Consider the following 14,681-nt stretch of genomic DNA (forward strand, 5'->3'; position numbering starts at 1 on the left):
CTAAACATTGTTCTTCTGTGATTCAATCCAGGTATCAAGGTCTGTTCGCTTAAACCTCCAGGAACCACCCACCTTGAATCCTGGCAGCTTGCCTTCAGCTGCAAGCCTGTACGCTGTTTTTTCCGTTAACTTGAGATATTCCGCCACTTCCTTAAGCGTGAGAATTTCATCACTCATAATTATGCTCACTTTAATGATTAAAATGAGCGTATGAGAAAATTAGGGAATAAACAAGAATAATTTGAAAAGGAAGGAGTTTCTGTAATTAAATGGTGAGTTCTTGTTCGTTGATTTTCACTTTTTGTTCAAGAGCGACGCTTAATTCATCGTTAGACAAATATTCGACTGCAAGCTTTGGTCTATTATTGCGTGACATGTTTGCTGCCAGGGCTTCTCTTAGCCCTACGTCGCGAGGGGCATGTATGAAGTTTTCCGGAATGTTGCCCTCTAATTCTTGAGAATTCACAAAAATGTGTGCTTTATCCTTATGTCTTGAACAAGCTACATAAGTGTGAGCTCTGTCCATGTTTGGTGAGTAATAGACAAAAACATCACCATCAATCGTCAAGCCCTGCGCTGAGTAAACAGTTTGCGCGTACGCTTGGGTTATGTATGTTCGCCCCTCCTCATTTGCGTAAGATGACGCCATAAACTGAGTTTCACGACCAGAGTCGAGCTTTACTCGGATCCAAATATCTCCATCATCCATGACTTTAACTTTGGTCACAGTTCCGAGATCGCCATTCGTATAATTTCTTCCGTAGTCATTTTTTGTGAACCGGATTCGTTCCCCCAAAGAAACTTGCAGGTCAATTTCCCGCTCGCTCACAATTCCCTTTACCGGAATGTTTTCTACGCCAACGATACCTTCTGCTTGAAGCTTTGTTCTCATTTCATTGTTGAGCTCCACCACATCCGCCCAGCTTTGAGCAATGACTAACGAGCGCTTTGTTGGTTGGGTATGACGAAATTGAGTCCATTCACTGACAATCCGTTCTTTGATTTTTTCATCACTAGATTCAAAATGAAGTTGGCCACGTTTTTGATATTGAGAAAGTGCTTGATGTGCATACCCATCTCTAAAATCTGCAACTGCTTGCCTATCCCAAGCTTTGTTTTGTCGGCGTATAGTTTCAACCCTAGTTGTCCCGATTACATCAGGGTCAGATAGATAGCGTAAAACACCGCCGTGTTCGATAGCATCAAGTTGTTTATCTTCTCCCACAAGAATGACTTTGAAATTGAGTTGTGTCGCAAAGTTCATTAATTGCTCAAGTTGAAACGTGCCTACCTGGCCTGCTTCGTCAATGATGAGTACGTCACCTTCTGAAATTGGAGGTTTATCTGTATCTAGCCATGCAAGCAAACGAGCGATGGTAAATGATTGAATACCAGCTTCATTTTCGAGGTTGTTCGCCGCGGTCCTCGCTACAGCAGCACCAACAACGTGTTTTCCTATTGAGTGGTAAATTTCGCTCACACATTGCATGGATGCTGATTTGCCTGACCCAGCAGAGCCCTGCAAAATAGCAAGTTGTGATTTAGAACAAACATTGTGGACGGCGAATATTTGTTCATCGCTTAACTGTATCGACTGATTAGCAATGCAGTGCTCAACTGTCTTTGAGGAAACGTTTGCCCAATCAGCGGCTCCAAGTTGTTTAGCCTTTTTTATCAATGACCGTTCAGTGCTCAGTACGTTTTGCGTTGTGAAGAGTTCGGTGTGTTTCCAATCCTTGCCAAGTTCTACTGTAGATTCCCATTGAGCCAGATTGTTTATCAATGCTCGGAGTGACTGCACTGATTGGCCATGCTCTAACGCTTCTATACCTCCAGTGAAAAAGGCTTGCTGCTTAGTGAAGGAGGAAGATTTTTCTGTAAGAGCACCAGCGAGCGTTTCGTGATCAACAATAGCTTCATTCAATAGATCTTTTTCGTCCGGTGTGTTTTCTTTTAACTTGCTTATATTCTGCTGAGCTAAACCTAGCGAAGAAAGTTCTGTTTGCCACTTTTTAAGCAGCTCTGCTCGATTAATCTCGCCTTTAGCTTCACGTGTGCTTAATGACGCTATATCTCCCGAGACAGATGAACGATTCTTAATACCTCGCTCTTTTAGCGCATCAACAATTTGCGCTGAGCGCTTGGAAAAGTGTTCACATACAGATTTTGGAATACCGCGAATATGAAATGTTTCGCCATCAAGTTCCGTCTCGAAGCCCATATTTCTAATCGAGTCTGCAAGGCTGACTTTATAAATCATACCAGCTGCTTTCTGCCAAAGCATGACGGTGCGGGAGTCCAATGTTCCCCAGCTTCCATCCTCTCGGGGCGCTAAGTTTGCAACTATTGCGTGAGTGTGCAGATGAGGATCTACTTCCCGACTGGTTGAGTGTTCAAACGTTGCTGCAATAAGACCTTCAACTTTTTCTCTTTCGTTACCACCGTGACCTCGCCGTGTGAAAGCCGCATACTCTTCAAGCAAGGATAACGCTTCTCGAACTGCTAGAAGCTGGGCTGCTTGTATTTGTTGCCGAGTCTTGGAGCTTGCCGCGGCCCAAAGTACAGATACGCTTTTGGGAGCATTAAAAGTTAGATCCCACCCAGGTGTATGATCATCGCCGGGATTCTGACAAAGACTGTTCTTTCCGCATGGCGAAAAGCCTTTCAGAATCTTCTTAAATTGATCTTTCTCAACCTTGCCTTTTAATCCAAGGATTATTGCTCCCGCACCTCCCCAAATTCCGTCGGGTTCGCCACCATTAACGTAATAGTCCTCTCTAGCGAGGTCTAAGTAGTATTTACCCTCATTATTGATTTTAGCGAAGGTCATCATGTTGACTCTCTCCTATTTAGTCTATTAGAGACTTTGACCTTCGATTGATGGTTCTGCTTATCCTGCTCTACAAGAGCGGGAGCAATTGTTTCTAGGTTCTTGGTTATGGGCCAACGTAAGCGATATGCTGCTGCAATTCCGGTAACCATTAAGTAACCCTCAATGCCATTTTTCAAACTTGGTTGGGGTAAACTAACGATGTCTTCAGGCGTTACAACAGCTATGTTCTCTTGGGGGAGGGAATAGGACTGTTCTTGCTGAGCGTTAAAAGACGCAGACAGGTATTCAATGCGGCGTTTACCAAAGACGTCGGACGCAACATTTTTTGCTTCTCCTGTCGCACCTAATCGAAAGGTGACGATGTTCCCAAACAAGCCCAGCACTGTATTTGCGTCGTTTGTGCCGTAAGTTGAATGTAGTTGCGATAACAGTTGAACTCCGGCTATTGTCCGGCAACCTTTACTTCTTCCCTGAGCAAGCCACCGCTCAAAACTCGAACTTTTATTAATTGTTGCAAGTTCATCAACAACTAACCAAATGGGGCTCGCATCTTCGTCGGAACGAGATAGGACGGCATTGCTGAGCAGGGACATCAATGCCGTAATGAGCGCTTTGCTCATGAGAGGGGAGTTGATATCGCCTCGAACAATAAGTGTTCTCTTGTCATTATTGAGTAGCCAGTCAGTAATAGAGAATTCATTTAATGAATCGGCTTTTGGTTGATTGATATTACTTATCCAAGAGAGCTGGGTGGCAATCATCGAACGAATTGACTGAGTGGTTTTGTCATGCGGGTTGACGAGGGTGGCAGCCTGAGGATAGTGCTTTTCCAACAGTGCGGAGAGCTTAGTGTCACTGGCGAAAACTCTCTCGGCAAGGTCTTTCCAAGACCAAGGCTTTCGTTCTGCTATGAGACCAACAATAACGCCGATCAGAACTACTCTGGCGGAATCAACCCAAAATGTTTCGTCGGTGGCCGAACTAGAAATTACAGATTCCGCGAAAGCCTCTGCAAGCCCTGGAGTCGTGATATCTCTTCCGAGGCACCAGTAAACACTCCGTTGGTCGCTTGGACTCAATAGTAATGTTTGTTTATCAAGAAAAAACGCCTGAGTGTATTCACCTTTCATGTCGTAAATGACGGCCCGATCTTTACGTTCAATCAATTGTTGAACAAGATACTTTATCAGGTTTGATTTGCCAGAACCCTGCATCCCCCAAACTAAGAAATTTGAAACCTCATAAACAATTGGTAACTTAATTGATGGATGGATATACAAGCCTCTCTGGCCACCACCTTTGGATTTTTTTCTAAAATGTTTTACCGCTTGTCGATGTAAAAGCAAGCGAGGCCCTTCAAGGTGCTTGTATTGAGAGCTATTAGAGTTTCTGATTCTGAACTGCCAGGTTATCCAGACACTCATTGAAGCTGATGTGAACAGAGCGCCAATACATACATACGCAACTTCTGTTGAGATTGCAGGGGGGCTTGGTAGTGCATCCTGTGAGAGAAAGGACATAAGGCTGAAAATAAGCCATTTAACAATCGCCTCAGCGATGACCCACTCTTGCAAATAGGTAAGAATGGCTGCTCCTATAAAAATGCACAGAATAACCATCAAAGCGAGCATTACTAGAAGGTTTTCCCAGAACAAAGCTGTACGTGAACGCTTCATTTGAGCCTCCTTTTCAACTGTTTCTCAATGCTGATTCTTGCCGCTTCAGACTCATCAGGGTTTAGGCCTGCAACATTCGCGGTAATGACAAAGATATTTTTGGTGATGTGACTAAGAAGGCTCGAAATCATGTCACGAAGTTCAATCTGCTTCTCCGCAAGTTGAATCCTTTGCCGAGCAACCTCTGCTACGGTTGTACCTTGTCGCTCGGCTTCGAGCACGAGCCGTTGATGATCCCGGGCCGGTAGTCGAACACTAACTTGTTTGGTTGGGCTTTGCCTTTTCATTTTATCTTCCTTGAATTCAATGAAACCACTGATAGGGTGAGGGCTTTCGAATGCATGTTGAGCGAATTAAATTCGGTGCCGAATTCGCTTCGATCTCGCACTGGGCTTGGGTCAGAGAATGAATTCGTACTGCATCGCGGCAGCACCACAGGTGCATGGGGTGTAAAACAAATTCTCTCGTCTGAATAAAGATCTCTGTAACAGAAATTCATAAAGAATCTCCGGTAGTGTTTTGCTGACTGTCGATCCATTCGGTGATCACATCTTTCTTCCAGCCTATAAAGCGAGGGCCAAAGCAAAGGGGTTCTGGCATGATTTTTTTTCTTCTCCAGTTCCAAAGGGTTACAGTGCTTACTCCTAGCATTTCAGCTAGTTGAGCGGGTCTGATGATGAGTTGATTGTGTTCCATAAGACTTCCTTGTATTCATTTTCCGCCACTGACATTCAGTGCCGGCTGGTTTGGCAAAAAGTATCTTAGCGGGTTGGCTAGTCTTATTTTTAGCTAATTTCATAACCCTATTGACTGACGCCTGTGTGTGTAATCTAATGACATCTTAACTATCTGTTAGGTATAGATTTTATGTATCCAATTTTTTGCGCATTGTGTTGGAGGCCCGTTAGAGAGCTGAATAGACATGACGGAAGAAGGCAGTATTTTTGTTGGCAACATCAGGCTTCAGGAAAGACAAGAAAGGTGCAGATTAGAGATAAAAGAAGACTATTGTCCGCCATTGAAAATAACGGGGATAAGCTGGCTCAGAACATAAAGAAGAGTAGTTATTACCGGATGTTTTCAACGCACATTCTTGCTCTGACAATAGATCCAACAAAAGCCAGCTTTGAATTAGTGAGGATATCAAAAGGTTCATCTAAAGGTATATTTGATTCTGTGAAACAGATAGTTGGCCGCTTCTACCCTATAACATATAAAAAATTGTCGTCATGTTATGCGAGTATTGGTTATGCTCGGCTTGAGTTCATTAAGACCCTAATGACTGACCTTGAGGGAGAGAATCGCGAGCCCGAATTACCAGCTTTCTTTTTAAAAAAAGCAAGTGATTCGGACTTTGAATATTGGTTGGACTTTGTGTTCGAAATTATTGCTCGGCACGAGGTCTACATGACCATTTGCGAAAAAGAAATACAACCAGGCCCAAAGAGGGGGGCCGGAAGGGACGAGGAACTGAGGTCGCGACTAAGGGAACGCTTATCTGATCTTCGAACTTCTGGAAAACAGTTTAGGCAACAGGACTTAGCAGCTGAGTTCGGTATTTCCAAGCAAAGAGTCTCCATCCTTATCAAGGAGCTGAAGCCATAAGTAGTTGGTATGACATAAAGTATGACATATTTATTTTTAGGTGGGCTTTATATTTGTAAGTATCTTATTTTCAAAGGTTAAATTTATCTAAATAATGTTCAGATCCAAAATATAGAATGACGTGCTTTGAGTAGCCTGCGGTTTTACCGCAGGTGAGAGCTCATAGTTCAGTAAACCTCAGCAATCGAACAATATTTAACGCATCATCAATAGCTCGGTGATGCGTGCCTTCAAAAGACAAACCGTGATATTTAAGCGCATTGGCTAAGCCAGCGCTACGACTGTTCACTTTCCCCTGACGCCACTGTTGTTATGAAACGCCTACCGAGACTTTTCATAAACCGTCATTGTGAAGTGAACGGGTTCGGTAGTGCTGTTTAGGTAGGTGTGTTCGACATCCATTTCGGCGGTCATTGAGTCACCTGCGGATAACGTATAAGTTTCTTCATTCACCAAAACGTCTAAACAACCCTCCTCAACGTGAATGAGTTCAATGGTTCCTTTAGAGTGCGCCTCAGATACAAATTGTTCTTTGGGAAACATAGACCATCGCCATAACTCGATCATGATTGTGCCCTTTGAACCTGCAAGCAGTCGAGCAGCCCCCCCATGATCACCATTCCAGAGTGTCGGAATGTCCTGAGGCTGTCGAATCGTTACTTTCGGGTCGTCTGATACAGCTACTATATCCGCCACAGAAACGGCAAGTGCATTGGCTAATTTGCATAGAATTCCGATACTTGGGTTTGCACGCCCTTTCTCTATTTGCACTAGCATTCCCTTGCTGATTTCGGCATTTTTAGCCAGCTCATCAAGGGACATTCCGTATTGCTTACGAAAGGTGTAAACGCGTTTTGCGATAGCTTCGTTAATAGCTGTTTTATCTTTATCGGTCATTATATTGACTGTTTGTTTCTTTATATTAAACTGGAGATGATTTCCATTATCGTTGACTTAAACGATTAGAACAACGCAGGAAGTGATAATGTTTGAGTTTGTCAGTGTATTCGTTATGGGTGCCGTAATTTCTGGTGGGTTGATTATCGCAATTGGTAGCCAGAATGCATTTCTGTTAAAAACCGGGCTAACCAATAATCATCCGTTTGCAGCGGCGACCGTTTGCTTTATCGGCGATATTCTACTTATTGGTGCGGGCGTATTTGGCGTTGGCGCGCTCTTTTCGATTGAAAGCATCTGGGGGCAAATGCTGAGCTTAGCGGGTGCTATTTTCTTAATCTGGTATGGAAGTAATGCGCTAAAAGCTGCGATAAAAGGTGAAAGTCGATTATCGATAGAAAAGGGTGAAAGCAAAAGAACATCGCTTAAAAGCGCATTATTGATGGCTTTTGCAATGACATTTCTAAACCCACACGTTTATATAGACACTGTTGTTCTGGTTGGCGGTGTTACTGCTGGCTTTGAGCAAGTCTATAGACCGTGGTTCGTTGCCGGAGCTTTATGTGCCTCGGCAGTCTGGTTCTATACACTGGTATTTGTTGCAAAAAAACTTGCGAACAAACTGAATAAACCAAGAACCTGGCGTATTATCAATGCATTAATCAGTGCGGTAATGTATCTGATCGCAGGTAGTCTTTTAGTAGATTTAGTCCCGTATTGGCTTTAGCAGGTAAAAGGTACAGAAGTACCAATGTTTGCAAAATGAGCCGAATACACCTACTATTTGGCTCATATATCGAGCCGAATAAATTTAGTATTCAGCTCACGACGCAAGCAACTAAGGTAATCAGCAAATGACCGCGTGGCTTTGGCAACATAAAAATTGGCCGAACATGGTGTGGCAGCAACAACAGCTGGCGCCTTTGTTGCGTGGTGTTTATGATCGTCTTGGTCAGCTAAAGGGTAAATCTGCACTAGTTGAGAATGACGCTGAGTTTAGTCTGGATACGCTCTTGGCAAATATTGTTGCATCGTCGGCGATAGAAAGTGAAAAAGTTGATGTGTACGCGGTGCGCTCATCTTTGGCTCGGCAGTTCGGTATTAATGACGAATCACCGGTAAAAACAGATGGTTCCTCGGAAGGGCTAGCCAGTTTAATGCGATCTGCAGTAACAGACCTGGATGAGCCAATTAAATTAGAAAAGCTACTAAACTGGCATCGGTGGTTGTTTGAACATCATGAATCGCTTATGCAAAAAGTAGAGCCTGGTGTTTTGCGCGGTGAAGCACCTATGCAAATTGTTTCTGGCCCTATTTCACGACCGACCGTTCATTTTGAAGCGCCACCAAGAGCCAATATTGAGCCAGAGCTCGAAAGCTTTGTTAATTGGTACAACGAAACGCAGCAGGACTCGCACTACGACCCTTTGTTACGTGCTGCTATTGCCCATTTGTGGTTTGTGACAATACACCCATTTGAGGATGGGAACGGGCGTATAACTCGAGCGCTTACCGACAGAGCTCTGGCTCAGGCGGACAGGCAAAGTATTCGGTTATTTGCGATGTCCGAAGCGATTTTGGCAAATCGTACGGGTTATTACGACATACTGGAATATACCCAGAAACATGGGGTTGATATAACGCCATGGCTTGTTTGGTTTTTACAAACACTTACTGAAGCTATTGACGCTGCCCTAGTAAAAATTGACAGGGTTGTCGCTAAGGCAAAATTCTGGGCTCACCACGCGGATAAAAATGTTCAACCGAATCAGCAAAAGGTGCTTAACCGGTTGTTGGATGGTGATTTTGCGGACGGCATTAATGCATCGCAGTATAAGTCGGTGGCTAAAGTGAGCAAAGCAACGGCGACGCGACACTTGGCGGATATGGTTGCACAAGGGCTGCTTTATAAAACAGAAGGCGGTGGGCGAAGTACGCGTTATAAGGCTTCTACCTAACTTATCGACAACCACATGCTACCAGCATAGAGCACCGTAATAAATACGCTTTCCATACCAATATAGCCGAGGCTTTCTGTTGAACGAATACGAAAGGTTTCTATGCGAAAAACGGACAAAAAGCTAGAACGCGAGATAATCCGCGAACTGACTCAAATGTGCGAAGCCGCAAAGTTTGATCACGAGGGGTTTATCTGGCTGACTCATGAAGTGAACTACCAGCGCTTTCCGCAAAGCTTAAAGGTGACACTTGTGTTTAATGAAAGCGTAAGCGAAGAGGTTTTGCTGGCAGAGTTTCAGGCACTGATCCCAAAAGTGCAGTTAGCACTTGAACCGGTAATAGGTGAACCCTTGCCTGCGGCGCAAATTGAAGCCTGCCGGGAACATAGACTGCAATAAGCAGCTGCCTGCCTTAACAATTTACCCTGTGGTCGTGCCTGCGTTGACATACTGTGCTACAACAGATATCAAGTTTAGAAAACTGACAGGAGAGAACACATGTTTGAATATAAAAAGATAGCGCTGGCGGTCTCGCTAGTGTTAATGACAACAGCCTGCTCTGACGCTTCCAAAGAAGAAGCGACGACGGCAACTGCGGAGTCGAAAACTGCGACGACTGAAAACACTACCCATAATGCGGAGCAAACCGAATCGGAAAAGGCGAATAAGCTGTTTGAAGACATTTTCATGGAAAATGTTATGCGCAGCCCTATGTATCAGTCTTACCTTGGTATTAAAGATGACCAGGATAAATGGGACGATATTTCTGAAGAGCGCGCAAAAGAAGATTTAGAGTTTCAGAAAGCACAGCTGGAACGGGTAATGGCTATTGATGAGTCTAAGCTGAATGAGCAGACTAAAATAAGCTGGACGCTAATGAAGCAGAAGCTGGAAAACGACATTGCTGACTTTAAATGGCGTCACTATAACTACCCGGTTAACCAAATGTTCGGTATGCACTCCAGCGTAGCATCGTTGCTAATTAATCAGCACGGTATTAGCGAAGTGGATGATGCAGAAGACTATATTGCGCGTCTTAATGGCCTGCCGGAATTATTTGAGCAGTTGGCAGAGAACCTGGAGCTGCGGGCTGAGAAAGGCATTATCGCACCTAAGTTCGTTTACCCTTATGTCATTAGCGACAGTGAAAATATCATTACCGGTGCGCCGTTTGATGATGGTGAACCCAGCGCGTTATGGGCAGACTTTTCTAAGAAAATAGACGGCTTAGATATTGATGACAGTCAGCGCGATGAGCTTTTAGATTCGGCGAAAAAAGCGATGCTGGAATCAGTAAAACCGGCCTATGAAAGCTTGATCACCTCAGTAGAGGGCATTGCTGAGCAAGCGGATACTAAAGACGGCGCCTGGAAATTTCCTGATGGCGAAGCTTTTTATAATAACGCATTAAAACGCACCACCACGACCGATCTGACTGCCGATGAAATTCATCAAATTGGTCTGGACGAAGTAGAGCGTATTCACGAAGAAATGCGCGGCATTATGAAAGAAGTTGGCTTTGACGGCACGCTTCAGAAGTTCTTTGTGCATATGCGCAACAGTGACGACTTTACTTATTCGAGTACGGAAGAAGGTCGTCAACGTTATCTGGATGAAGCCACTGCCGTTATTGATGACATGCGTGGACGCCTTGATGAATTGTTTCTTAATAAACCAAAAGCTGAGTTAACGGTAAAAGCGGTAGAGCCTTTCCGCGAGAAGTCTGCAGGTAAAGCATTCTATCAGCAGCCGTCAATGGACGGTTCACGTCCGGGAATCTATTACGCCAACCTGTACGATATGTCATCTATGCCGACGTATCAGATGGAAGCTTTGGCTTATCATGAAGGTATTCCGGGTCACCATATGCAAATTGCAATGGCCCAGGAGCTGGAAGGTATTCCGAGTTTCAGAAAGTATGGCCGCTACACGGCTTATACAGAAGGCTGGGGGCTATATACCGAAAAACTTCCAAAAGAGATTGGCCTTTATGAAGACCCTTACTCTGACTTTGGTCGTTTAGCTATGGAGCTTTGGCGTGCAGTGCGTTTGGTTGTTGATACCGGTATCCATGACAAAAAATGGACTCGTGAAGAGGGTATCGATTTCTACGTGAACAATACGCCGAACGCGAAAGCCGATGCCGTGAAAATGGTTGAGCGTCATATTGTTATGCCAGGCCAGGCAACAGCCTATAAAATTGGTATGAACAAAATTCTTGAATTGCGCGAAAAAGCTAAATCAGAGCTTGGTGATGCGTTTGATATTCGTGAGTTCCATGACGTTGTGCTGGGTAGTGGTCCGGTACCACTTAATGTACTTGAGCAATTCGTTAACGACTATATTAGCGAAACGAAAAGTTCTTAAATCTTTTCCCTAAATACAGCGCATCACCGCACTAACTCTGCGGTGATGCGCTGCTTTCATTGGTTATTCACTTAGTCGATTCCCACCGCCGCGCTTGGCCTGATACATAGCTTGATCTGCCCGGTTTATTAGAGCGTCTACGGTGTCTCCGTGTTTAGGCCACAGAGCCATTCCTATACTGGCGGTAACAACCTCTTCTCCATGCGGCAGTATTAATGGTGCCTGCATTGCCTGACGAATTTTCTCAGCAACGGTTCGCACTATATCGACTCCTTCATCTGTTGTCGGAACCGCATCAATAAGTACCACAAACTCATCGCCACCTAAGCGCGCTACCGTGTCGGTTGCACGAACTGAAGCTGCAATCCGTTCAGCAACTCCCTTCAGTAACTGGTCTCCGGTTGCGTGCCCATAGGCGTCATTGATAACTTTGAATTTATCGAGATCTAAATACAACAGACCCAGGCCGCCGCCATCGCGTTCTGCTCGTGTTTGTGATGTACGAACCCGGTCATAAAATAGTGCGCGGTTGGGGAGCTGGGTTAATGGATCGGTCAGTGCCATATGCTCTAAGCGCGCTATTAAAGCTTCACGTTCTGCTTCAAGTTGCTTTTGCTCAGATACATCCCGGGCAACGCCAACCCGCATCTGGTCTCGTTCAGACCAGCGCGCGGACCATAGCAAATGCACTATTGAGCCGTCTTTACGTATGTATCGGTTCTCGAACTGAACAACCTCGTTACCTGAGTTGACTTGTTGAGCGATAGCCATGGTTGCCTGATGGTCATCGGGGTGCATAAAGTCAAACATTGAACGACCAATCATTTCTTCAGGGGTATAACCAAAAACACGGGCTGCACCCGGGCTCAAATAACTGAACTGGTGCTGCTTATTAACAACGCAAATCGCATCTAATAGCAAATCCATGTATTCGGCAAGATCGGCGAACGCGGCTTTATTCATTGAAAATATAAGACCCGGCTGGTGTAAATAGGAATATGGACATGGTTACGCTTAAGCAAAACCATTGTCCACTGTTTTAAGCAGGTTTTCTCCTGTGCGATTTAGTACGTAATTTTATGTTCGTAGGTTCAGTATACACATTCCAATCTTTACAAAACCACGCTAGCATAGAAGAAAAGCGGCTAAAGAATTTTATGAAATATTGGCGAAAATACCACCCGACTATTGGCGCTGATGACCCTCGGTATCATCAGGTGTCGCTAGTTTTGACGGCCTTGTCTTCGACAGCGTTCAGAGCAGTATTTAACGTCATCCCAGCAGTCCTTCCATTTTTTACGCCAGACAAATGGACGCTGGCAAACCGGACATAGCTTGCTGGGCAGGTGCGGTTTTTGGTGCGCCAATTGAAAGCTCCTCTTTTAATAAAGCATGAACAGCGTTTATTCCAACTGCATTCTACGGCTCCTTAAAGATATTGAAAGAGTTGAGTGAAATCTCCACTTCTGTGCTATTGATTAAGGATGGAATTGAAACCGAGAGTCGTATTATGAAACACAACATTTCTTATGGTTTAGTTTTTGGTCTGGCGTTGTTAATGGCGGGCTGTGCGTCACCGTCTTCTTCCGTGCTTATTGGTGATGCTCGTCCGGAAATTCCGGCTGAGCAGGTAAAAGTCTATTTAGAAAAACCAGAAAACTATGAGGAAATAGCTTTAATTGAAGCAACCAGCGACTCCTCGTGGAGCTTTGGTGAGCAGGCGAAAATGGACGCGGTATTAAAGCGCCTGAAACAGGAAGCGGCAAAAGTTGGTGCTAATGGAATTTTGCTTCAAAAAACGGGTGAAAAAGAAGGTAACTCTGTTTATGTCGGCACCGGCGCAGGGAAATACTCGGGTAACTTGGGCTTAGGAGTAAGTGTGGGTAAGGCTTTTGGGTTGACTGATAAAACCGGAGAAGGCATTGCTATTTATGTAAAATCTGAAAACGAGAAAGGCGTTGAGCCGGAACAAAATAATTAAGTCCGGCACCGCCCCGGCCAGCTAACTACGAGACAATGTCTTAATTAAGTGCCAGCCAAATTGGGTTTTGACCGGGCCATGCACTTCAAGTGTGGGCTTACCAAACACCACTTTGTCAAATGCCGGTACCATTTGTCCGCGGTTAAACTCGCCTAAGTCACCACCTTTTTTGCCCGATGGGCAAAGTGAGTGCTTACGTGCAAGCTCAGCAAACTTTGCACCTGTGGCCAGTTGCTCTTTTAGTTTTTCGGCTTCATCTTTCGTTTCAACTAAAATATGTAATGCGTGTGCTCTTGCCATTTCTACCCCCGGTGTTTATATCGGTTTTATTCAGGGACTTCAGTCGCGTTCCAGTTAACAGCCTGCCAGCGACCGTCCCGTTCAATAAGAACGCCGGTATTGTAATAGTATTTTGTCACTTTTCCTTCTTCTTCGGCGGTTAGTGTGAAATTAAAAACCACCGTGTCACCAAATTGTTTTACTTCGATATCTTCGGCACCGTACCAAACTTCGACGTTTTCCGGTTCTTTGGTTTTTGAGCTTTTCACGCCGGACATAAGGTGCTCTTTACCAAAGCGGTTTCCAGTCGAGCTGGTGTAAGTGAGTTCTTCTGCCCAGAAGTTATCGTGAACCTTGTGGTCATTGATGCTGGCACCGTAAAGAAAGCCCTCAACAGCCTTCGTTGTCGCTTCCTCTACATTTTCTTGAGCTAAAACCGTACTGCTGAATAGCAGGCTGAAAACTATAATTAAGTATCGCATCGTCAGTCTTCCTTTAAGTTATACTTTTATTTTCTGTATGCTGTCAGCATATGGCAAGCTCTGATATACGGCAAACAGGTTTACAAATGCTTATCAAACAAACGGAACTTCAGTTAGCGGCTAAGCCGCGTGGTTTTCATCTTATTAGTCATGAAGTAGAACAAGCTTTATCACAACTCGGTTCGGTTAAAGCTGGGCTATTACACGTATTTATAAAACACACATCGGCATCGCTGACCATCAACGAAAACGCTGATCCAACAGTGCGGCAGGATTTTGAAAGCCACTTTAATGAAATGGTACCGGAGAATGCGCCCTATTACCGGCATACATTTGAAGGTTCTGACGACATGCCCGCACATTTAAAGTCCAGTATTCTGGGAAGTAGCGTGACGGTTCCGGTTACCGAAGGTGGTCTGAATATGGGAACATGGCAAGGTATATACCTATGTGAACATAGAAATCATGGTGGCGCCCGTACTTTAGTTTTGACATTGCAGGGTGAGTGAGGGGTAGCGAGTACTCACTTAGCCAAACCTGGCAATAAGAAAAATAAGAGCTAAAGCAGCAATTACCCCGACAATGGTGAAAATGCCGTGTTTG

17 protein-coding genes are annotated in these 14,681 nt (G+C 44.6%); 7 read left to right on the top strand and 10 right to left on the bottom strand.

Annotated elements, in window-relative coordinates; translation table 11 throughout:
* The 5 genes from mads1 to B2U97_RS06040 form a co-directional block, all read right to left on the bottom strand.
* A complete protein-coding gene (gene mads1 / locus B2U97_RS06020; protein WP_286823100.1) occupies positions 1 to 177 on the bottom strand; it encodes a methylation-associated defense system helix-turn-helix domain-containing protein MAD1 in 177 nt (58 codons plus the stop codon).
* 88 nt (positions 178 to 265) lie between these two features.
* The gene (mobF, locus tag B2U97_RS06025) at positions 266 to 2,833 is read right to left on the bottom strand and encodes a MobF family relaxase (RefSeq protein ID WP_286823101.1); all 2,568 of its coding nucleotides are present in this window, start codon (positions 2,831 to 2,833) and stop codon (positions 266 to 268) included.
* Positions 2,830 to 4,509 (bottom strand): type IV secretion system DNA-binding domain-containing protein, encoded by a 1,680-nt coding sequence (locus B2U97_RS06030; RefSeq protein ID WP_286823102.1) that lies wholly within the window; start codon positions 4,507 to 4,509, stop codon positions 2,830 to 2,832. The genes mobF and B2U97_RS06030 overlap by 4 nt, the downstream gene beginning before the upstream one ends.
* On the bottom strand, positions 4,506 to 4,796 hold the full coding sequence (locus B2U97_RS06035) for a hypothetical protein (protein WP_286823103.1): 291 nt from the start codon (positions 4,794 to 4,796) through the stop codon (positions 4,506 to 4,508). The genes B2U97_RS06030 and B2U97_RS06035 overlap by 4 nt, the downstream gene beginning before the upstream one ends.
* 208 nt (positions 4,797 to 5,004) lie before the next feature.
* On the bottom strand, positions 5,005 to 5,205 hold the full coding sequence (locus tag B2U97_RS06040; RefSeq protein WP_286823104.1) for a helix-turn-helix transcriptional regulator: 201 nt from the start codon (positions 5,203 to 5,205) through the stop codon (positions 5,005 to 5,007).
* Between the two features lie 285 nt (positions 5,206 to 5,490).
* Between B2U97_RS06040 and B2U97_RS06045 the strand changes: the two genes are divergently transcribed.
* Positions 5,491 to 6,114 carry a hypothetical protein gene (locus B2U97_RS06045; protein WP_286823105.1) on the top strand — a complete coding sequence of 208 codons (624 nt, stop codon included), beginning with the start codon at positions 5,491 to 5,493 and terminating at the stop codon, positions 6,112 to 6,114.
* A 321-nt stretch (positions 6,115 to 6,435) separates the two neighbouring features.
* Here the strand turns inward: B2U97_RS06045 and B2U97_RS06055 are convergent, their stop codons facing one another.
* Positions 6,436 to 7,011, bottom strand: a complete 576-nt coding sequence (locus tag B2U97_RS06055) for a helix-turn-helix domain-containing protein (RefSeq protein ID WP_034822738.1) — start codon at positions 7,009 to 7,011, stop codon at positions 6,436 to 6,438.
* A gap of 88 nt (positions 7,012 to 7,099) precedes the next feature.
* Here B2U97_RS06055 and B2U97_RS06060 point away from each other — a divergent pair, with 88 nt between their 5' ends.
* From B2U97_RS06060 to B2U97_RS06075, 4 genes are all read left to right on the top strand, one after another.
* Positions 7,100 to 7,738 carry a LysE/ArgO family amino acid transporter gene (locus B2U97_RS06060; protein WP_034822737.1) on the top strand — a complete coding sequence of 213 codons (639 nt, stop codon included), beginning with the start codon at positions 7,100 to 7,102 and terminating at the stop codon, positions 7,736 to 7,738.
* A gap of 127 nt (positions 7,739 to 7,865) precedes the next feature.
* Positions 7,866 to 8,969, top strand: a complete 1,104-nt coding sequence (locus B2U97_RS06065) for a Fic family protein (protein WP_034822736.1) — start codon at positions 7,866 to 7,868, stop codon at positions 8,967 to 8,969.
* A gap of 102 nt (positions 8,970 to 9,071) precedes the next feature.
* Positions 9,072 to 9,368: a hypothetical protein gene (locus tag B2U97_RS06070; protein ID WP_034822735.1), complete on the top strand. Its 297-nt coding sequence runs from the start codon at positions 9,072 to 9,074 to the stop codon at positions 9,366 to 9,368.
* A gap of 99 nt (positions 9,369 to 9,467) precedes the next feature.
* A complete protein-coding gene (locus B2U97_RS06075; protein ID WP_034822734.1) occupies positions 9,468 to 11,336 on the top strand; it encodes a DUF885 domain-containing protein in 1,869 nt (622 codons plus the stop codon).
* Positions 11,337 to 11,399: 63 nt separating this feature from the next.
* Here B2U97_RS06075 and B2U97_RS06080 read toward each other — a convergent pair whose 3' ends face one another.
* Together B2U97_RS06080 and B2U97_RS06085 are read right to left on the bottom strand one after the other, a co-directional pair.
* On the bottom strand, positions 11,400 to 12,299 hold the full coding sequence (locus tag B2U97_RS06080) for a sensor domain-containing diguanylate cyclase (RefSeq protein ID WP_011235640.1): 900 nt from the start codon (positions 12,297 to 12,299) through the stop codon (positions 11,400 to 11,402).
* A 260-nt stretch (positions 12,300 to 12,559) separates the two neighbouring features.
* A complete protein-coding gene (locus B2U97_RS06085; RefSeq protein ID WP_082815469.1) occupies positions 12,560 to 12,703 on the bottom strand; it encodes a DUF2256 domain-containing protein in 144 nt (47 codons plus the stop codon).
* Between the two features lie 143 nt (positions 12,704 to 12,846).
* Between B2U97_RS06085 and B2U97_RS06090 the strand changes: the two genes are divergently transcribed.
* Positions 12,847 to 13,317 (top strand): hypothetical protein, encoded by a 471-nt coding sequence (locus tag B2U97_RS06090; protein ID WP_034822802.1) that lies wholly within the window; start codon positions 12,847 to 12,849, stop codon positions 13,315 to 13,317.
* A 21-nt stretch (positions 13,318 to 13,338) separates the two neighbouring features.
* Here the strand turns inward: B2U97_RS06090 and B2U97_RS06095 are convergent, their stop codons facing one another.
* Complete coding sequence (locus B2U97_RS06095) at positions 13,339 to 13,617, bottom strand: peptidylprolyl isomerase (RefSeq protein ID WP_286823106.1); 279 nt, start codon at positions 13,615 to 13,617, stop codon at positions 13,339 to 13,341.
* A gap of 26 nt (positions 13,618 to 13,643) precedes the next feature.
* Positions 13,644 to 14,078, bottom strand: coding sequence for a nuclear transport factor 2 family protein (locus B2U97_RS06100; protein ID WP_286823107.1), 435 nt, complete (start codon positions 14,076 to 14,078; stop codon positions 13,644 to 13,646).
* A gap of 86 nt (positions 14,079 to 14,164) precedes the next feature.
* On the opposite strand from B2U97_RS06100, the gene B2U97_RS06105 reads away from it, so the two are divergent.
* Positions 14,165 to 14,587: a secondary thiamine-phosphate synthase enzyme YjbQ gene (locus tag B2U97_RS06105; protein WP_286823108.1), complete on the top strand. Its 423-nt coding sequence runs from the start codon at positions 14,165 to 14,167 to the stop codon at positions 14,585 to 14,587.
* Positions 14,588 to 14,681: the final 94 nt, after the last annotated feature.

The sequence above is a fragment of the Idiomarina sp. UBA3176 genome, assembly GCF_002364295.1.
GTDB classification, from domain to species: Bacteria; Pseudomonadota; Gammaproteobacteria; order Enterobacterales; family Alteromonadaceae; genus Idiomarina; species Idiomarina loihiensis.

Excerpts from the sequence above, each read along its gene's own strand:
- B2U97_RS06080 (WP_011235640.1), bottom strand. The coding sequence starts at position 12,299 with ATGAATAAAGCCGCGTTCGCCGATCTTGCCGAATACATGGATTTGCTA.
- B2U97_RS06040 (WP_286823104.1), bottom strand. The coding sequence starts at position 5,205 with ATGGAACACAATCAACTCATCATCAGACCCGCTCAACTAGCTGAAATG.
- B2U97_RS06105 (WP_286823108.1), top strand. The coding sequence starts at position 14,165 with ATGCTTATCAAACAAACGGAACTTCAGTTAGCGGCTAAGCCGCGTGGT.
- B2U97_RS06075 (WP_034822734.1), top strand. The coding sequence starts at position 9,468 with ATGTTTGAATATAAAAAGATAGCGCTGGCGGTCTCGCTAGTGTTAATG.
- B2U97_RS06035 (WP_286823103.1), bottom strand. The coding sequence starts at position 4,796 with ATGAAAAGGCAAAGCCCAACCAAACAAGTTAGTGTTCGACTACCGGCC.
- B2U97_RS06070 (WP_034822735.1), top strand. The coding sequence starts at position 9,072 with ATGCGAAAAACGGACAAAAAGCTAGAACGCGAGATAATCCGCGAACTG.
- mobF (WP_286823101.1), bottom strand. The coding sequence starts at position 2,833 with ATGATGACCTTCGCTAAAATCAATAATGAGGGTAAATACTACTTAGAC.
- B2U97_RS06060 (WP_034822737.1), top strand. The coding sequence starts at position 7,100 with ATGTTTGAGTTTGTCAGTGTATTCGTTATGGGTGCCGTAATTTCTGGT.
- B2U97_RS06030 (WP_286823102.1), bottom strand. The coding sequence starts at position 4,509 with ATGAAGCGTTCACGTACAGCTTTGTTCTGGGAAAACCTTCTAGTAATG.
- B2U97_RS06090 (WP_034822802.1), top strand. The coding sequence starts at position 12,847 with ATGAAACACAACATTTCTTATGGTTTAGTTTTTGGTCTGGCGTTGTTA.
- B2U97_RS06055 (WP_034822738.1), bottom strand. The coding sequence starts at position 7,011 with ATGACCGATAAAGATAAAACAGCTATTAACGAAGCTATCGCAAAACGC.
- mads1 (WP_286823100.1), bottom strand. The coding sequence starts at position 177 with ATGAGTGATGAAATTCTCACGCTTAAGGAAGTGGCGGAATATCTCAAG.
- B2U97_RS06095 (WP_286823106.1), bottom strand. The coding sequence starts at position 13,617 with ATGGCAAGAGCACACGCATTACATATTTTAGTTGAAACGAAAGATGAA.
- B2U97_RS06065 (WP_034822736.1), top strand. The coding sequence starts at position 7,866 with ATGACCGCGTGGCTTTGGCAACATAAAAATTGGCCGAACATGGTGTGG.
- B2U97_RS06100 (WP_286823107.1), bottom strand. The coding sequence starts at position 14,078 with ATGCGATACTTAATTATAGTTTTCAGCCTGCTATTCAGCAGTACGGTT.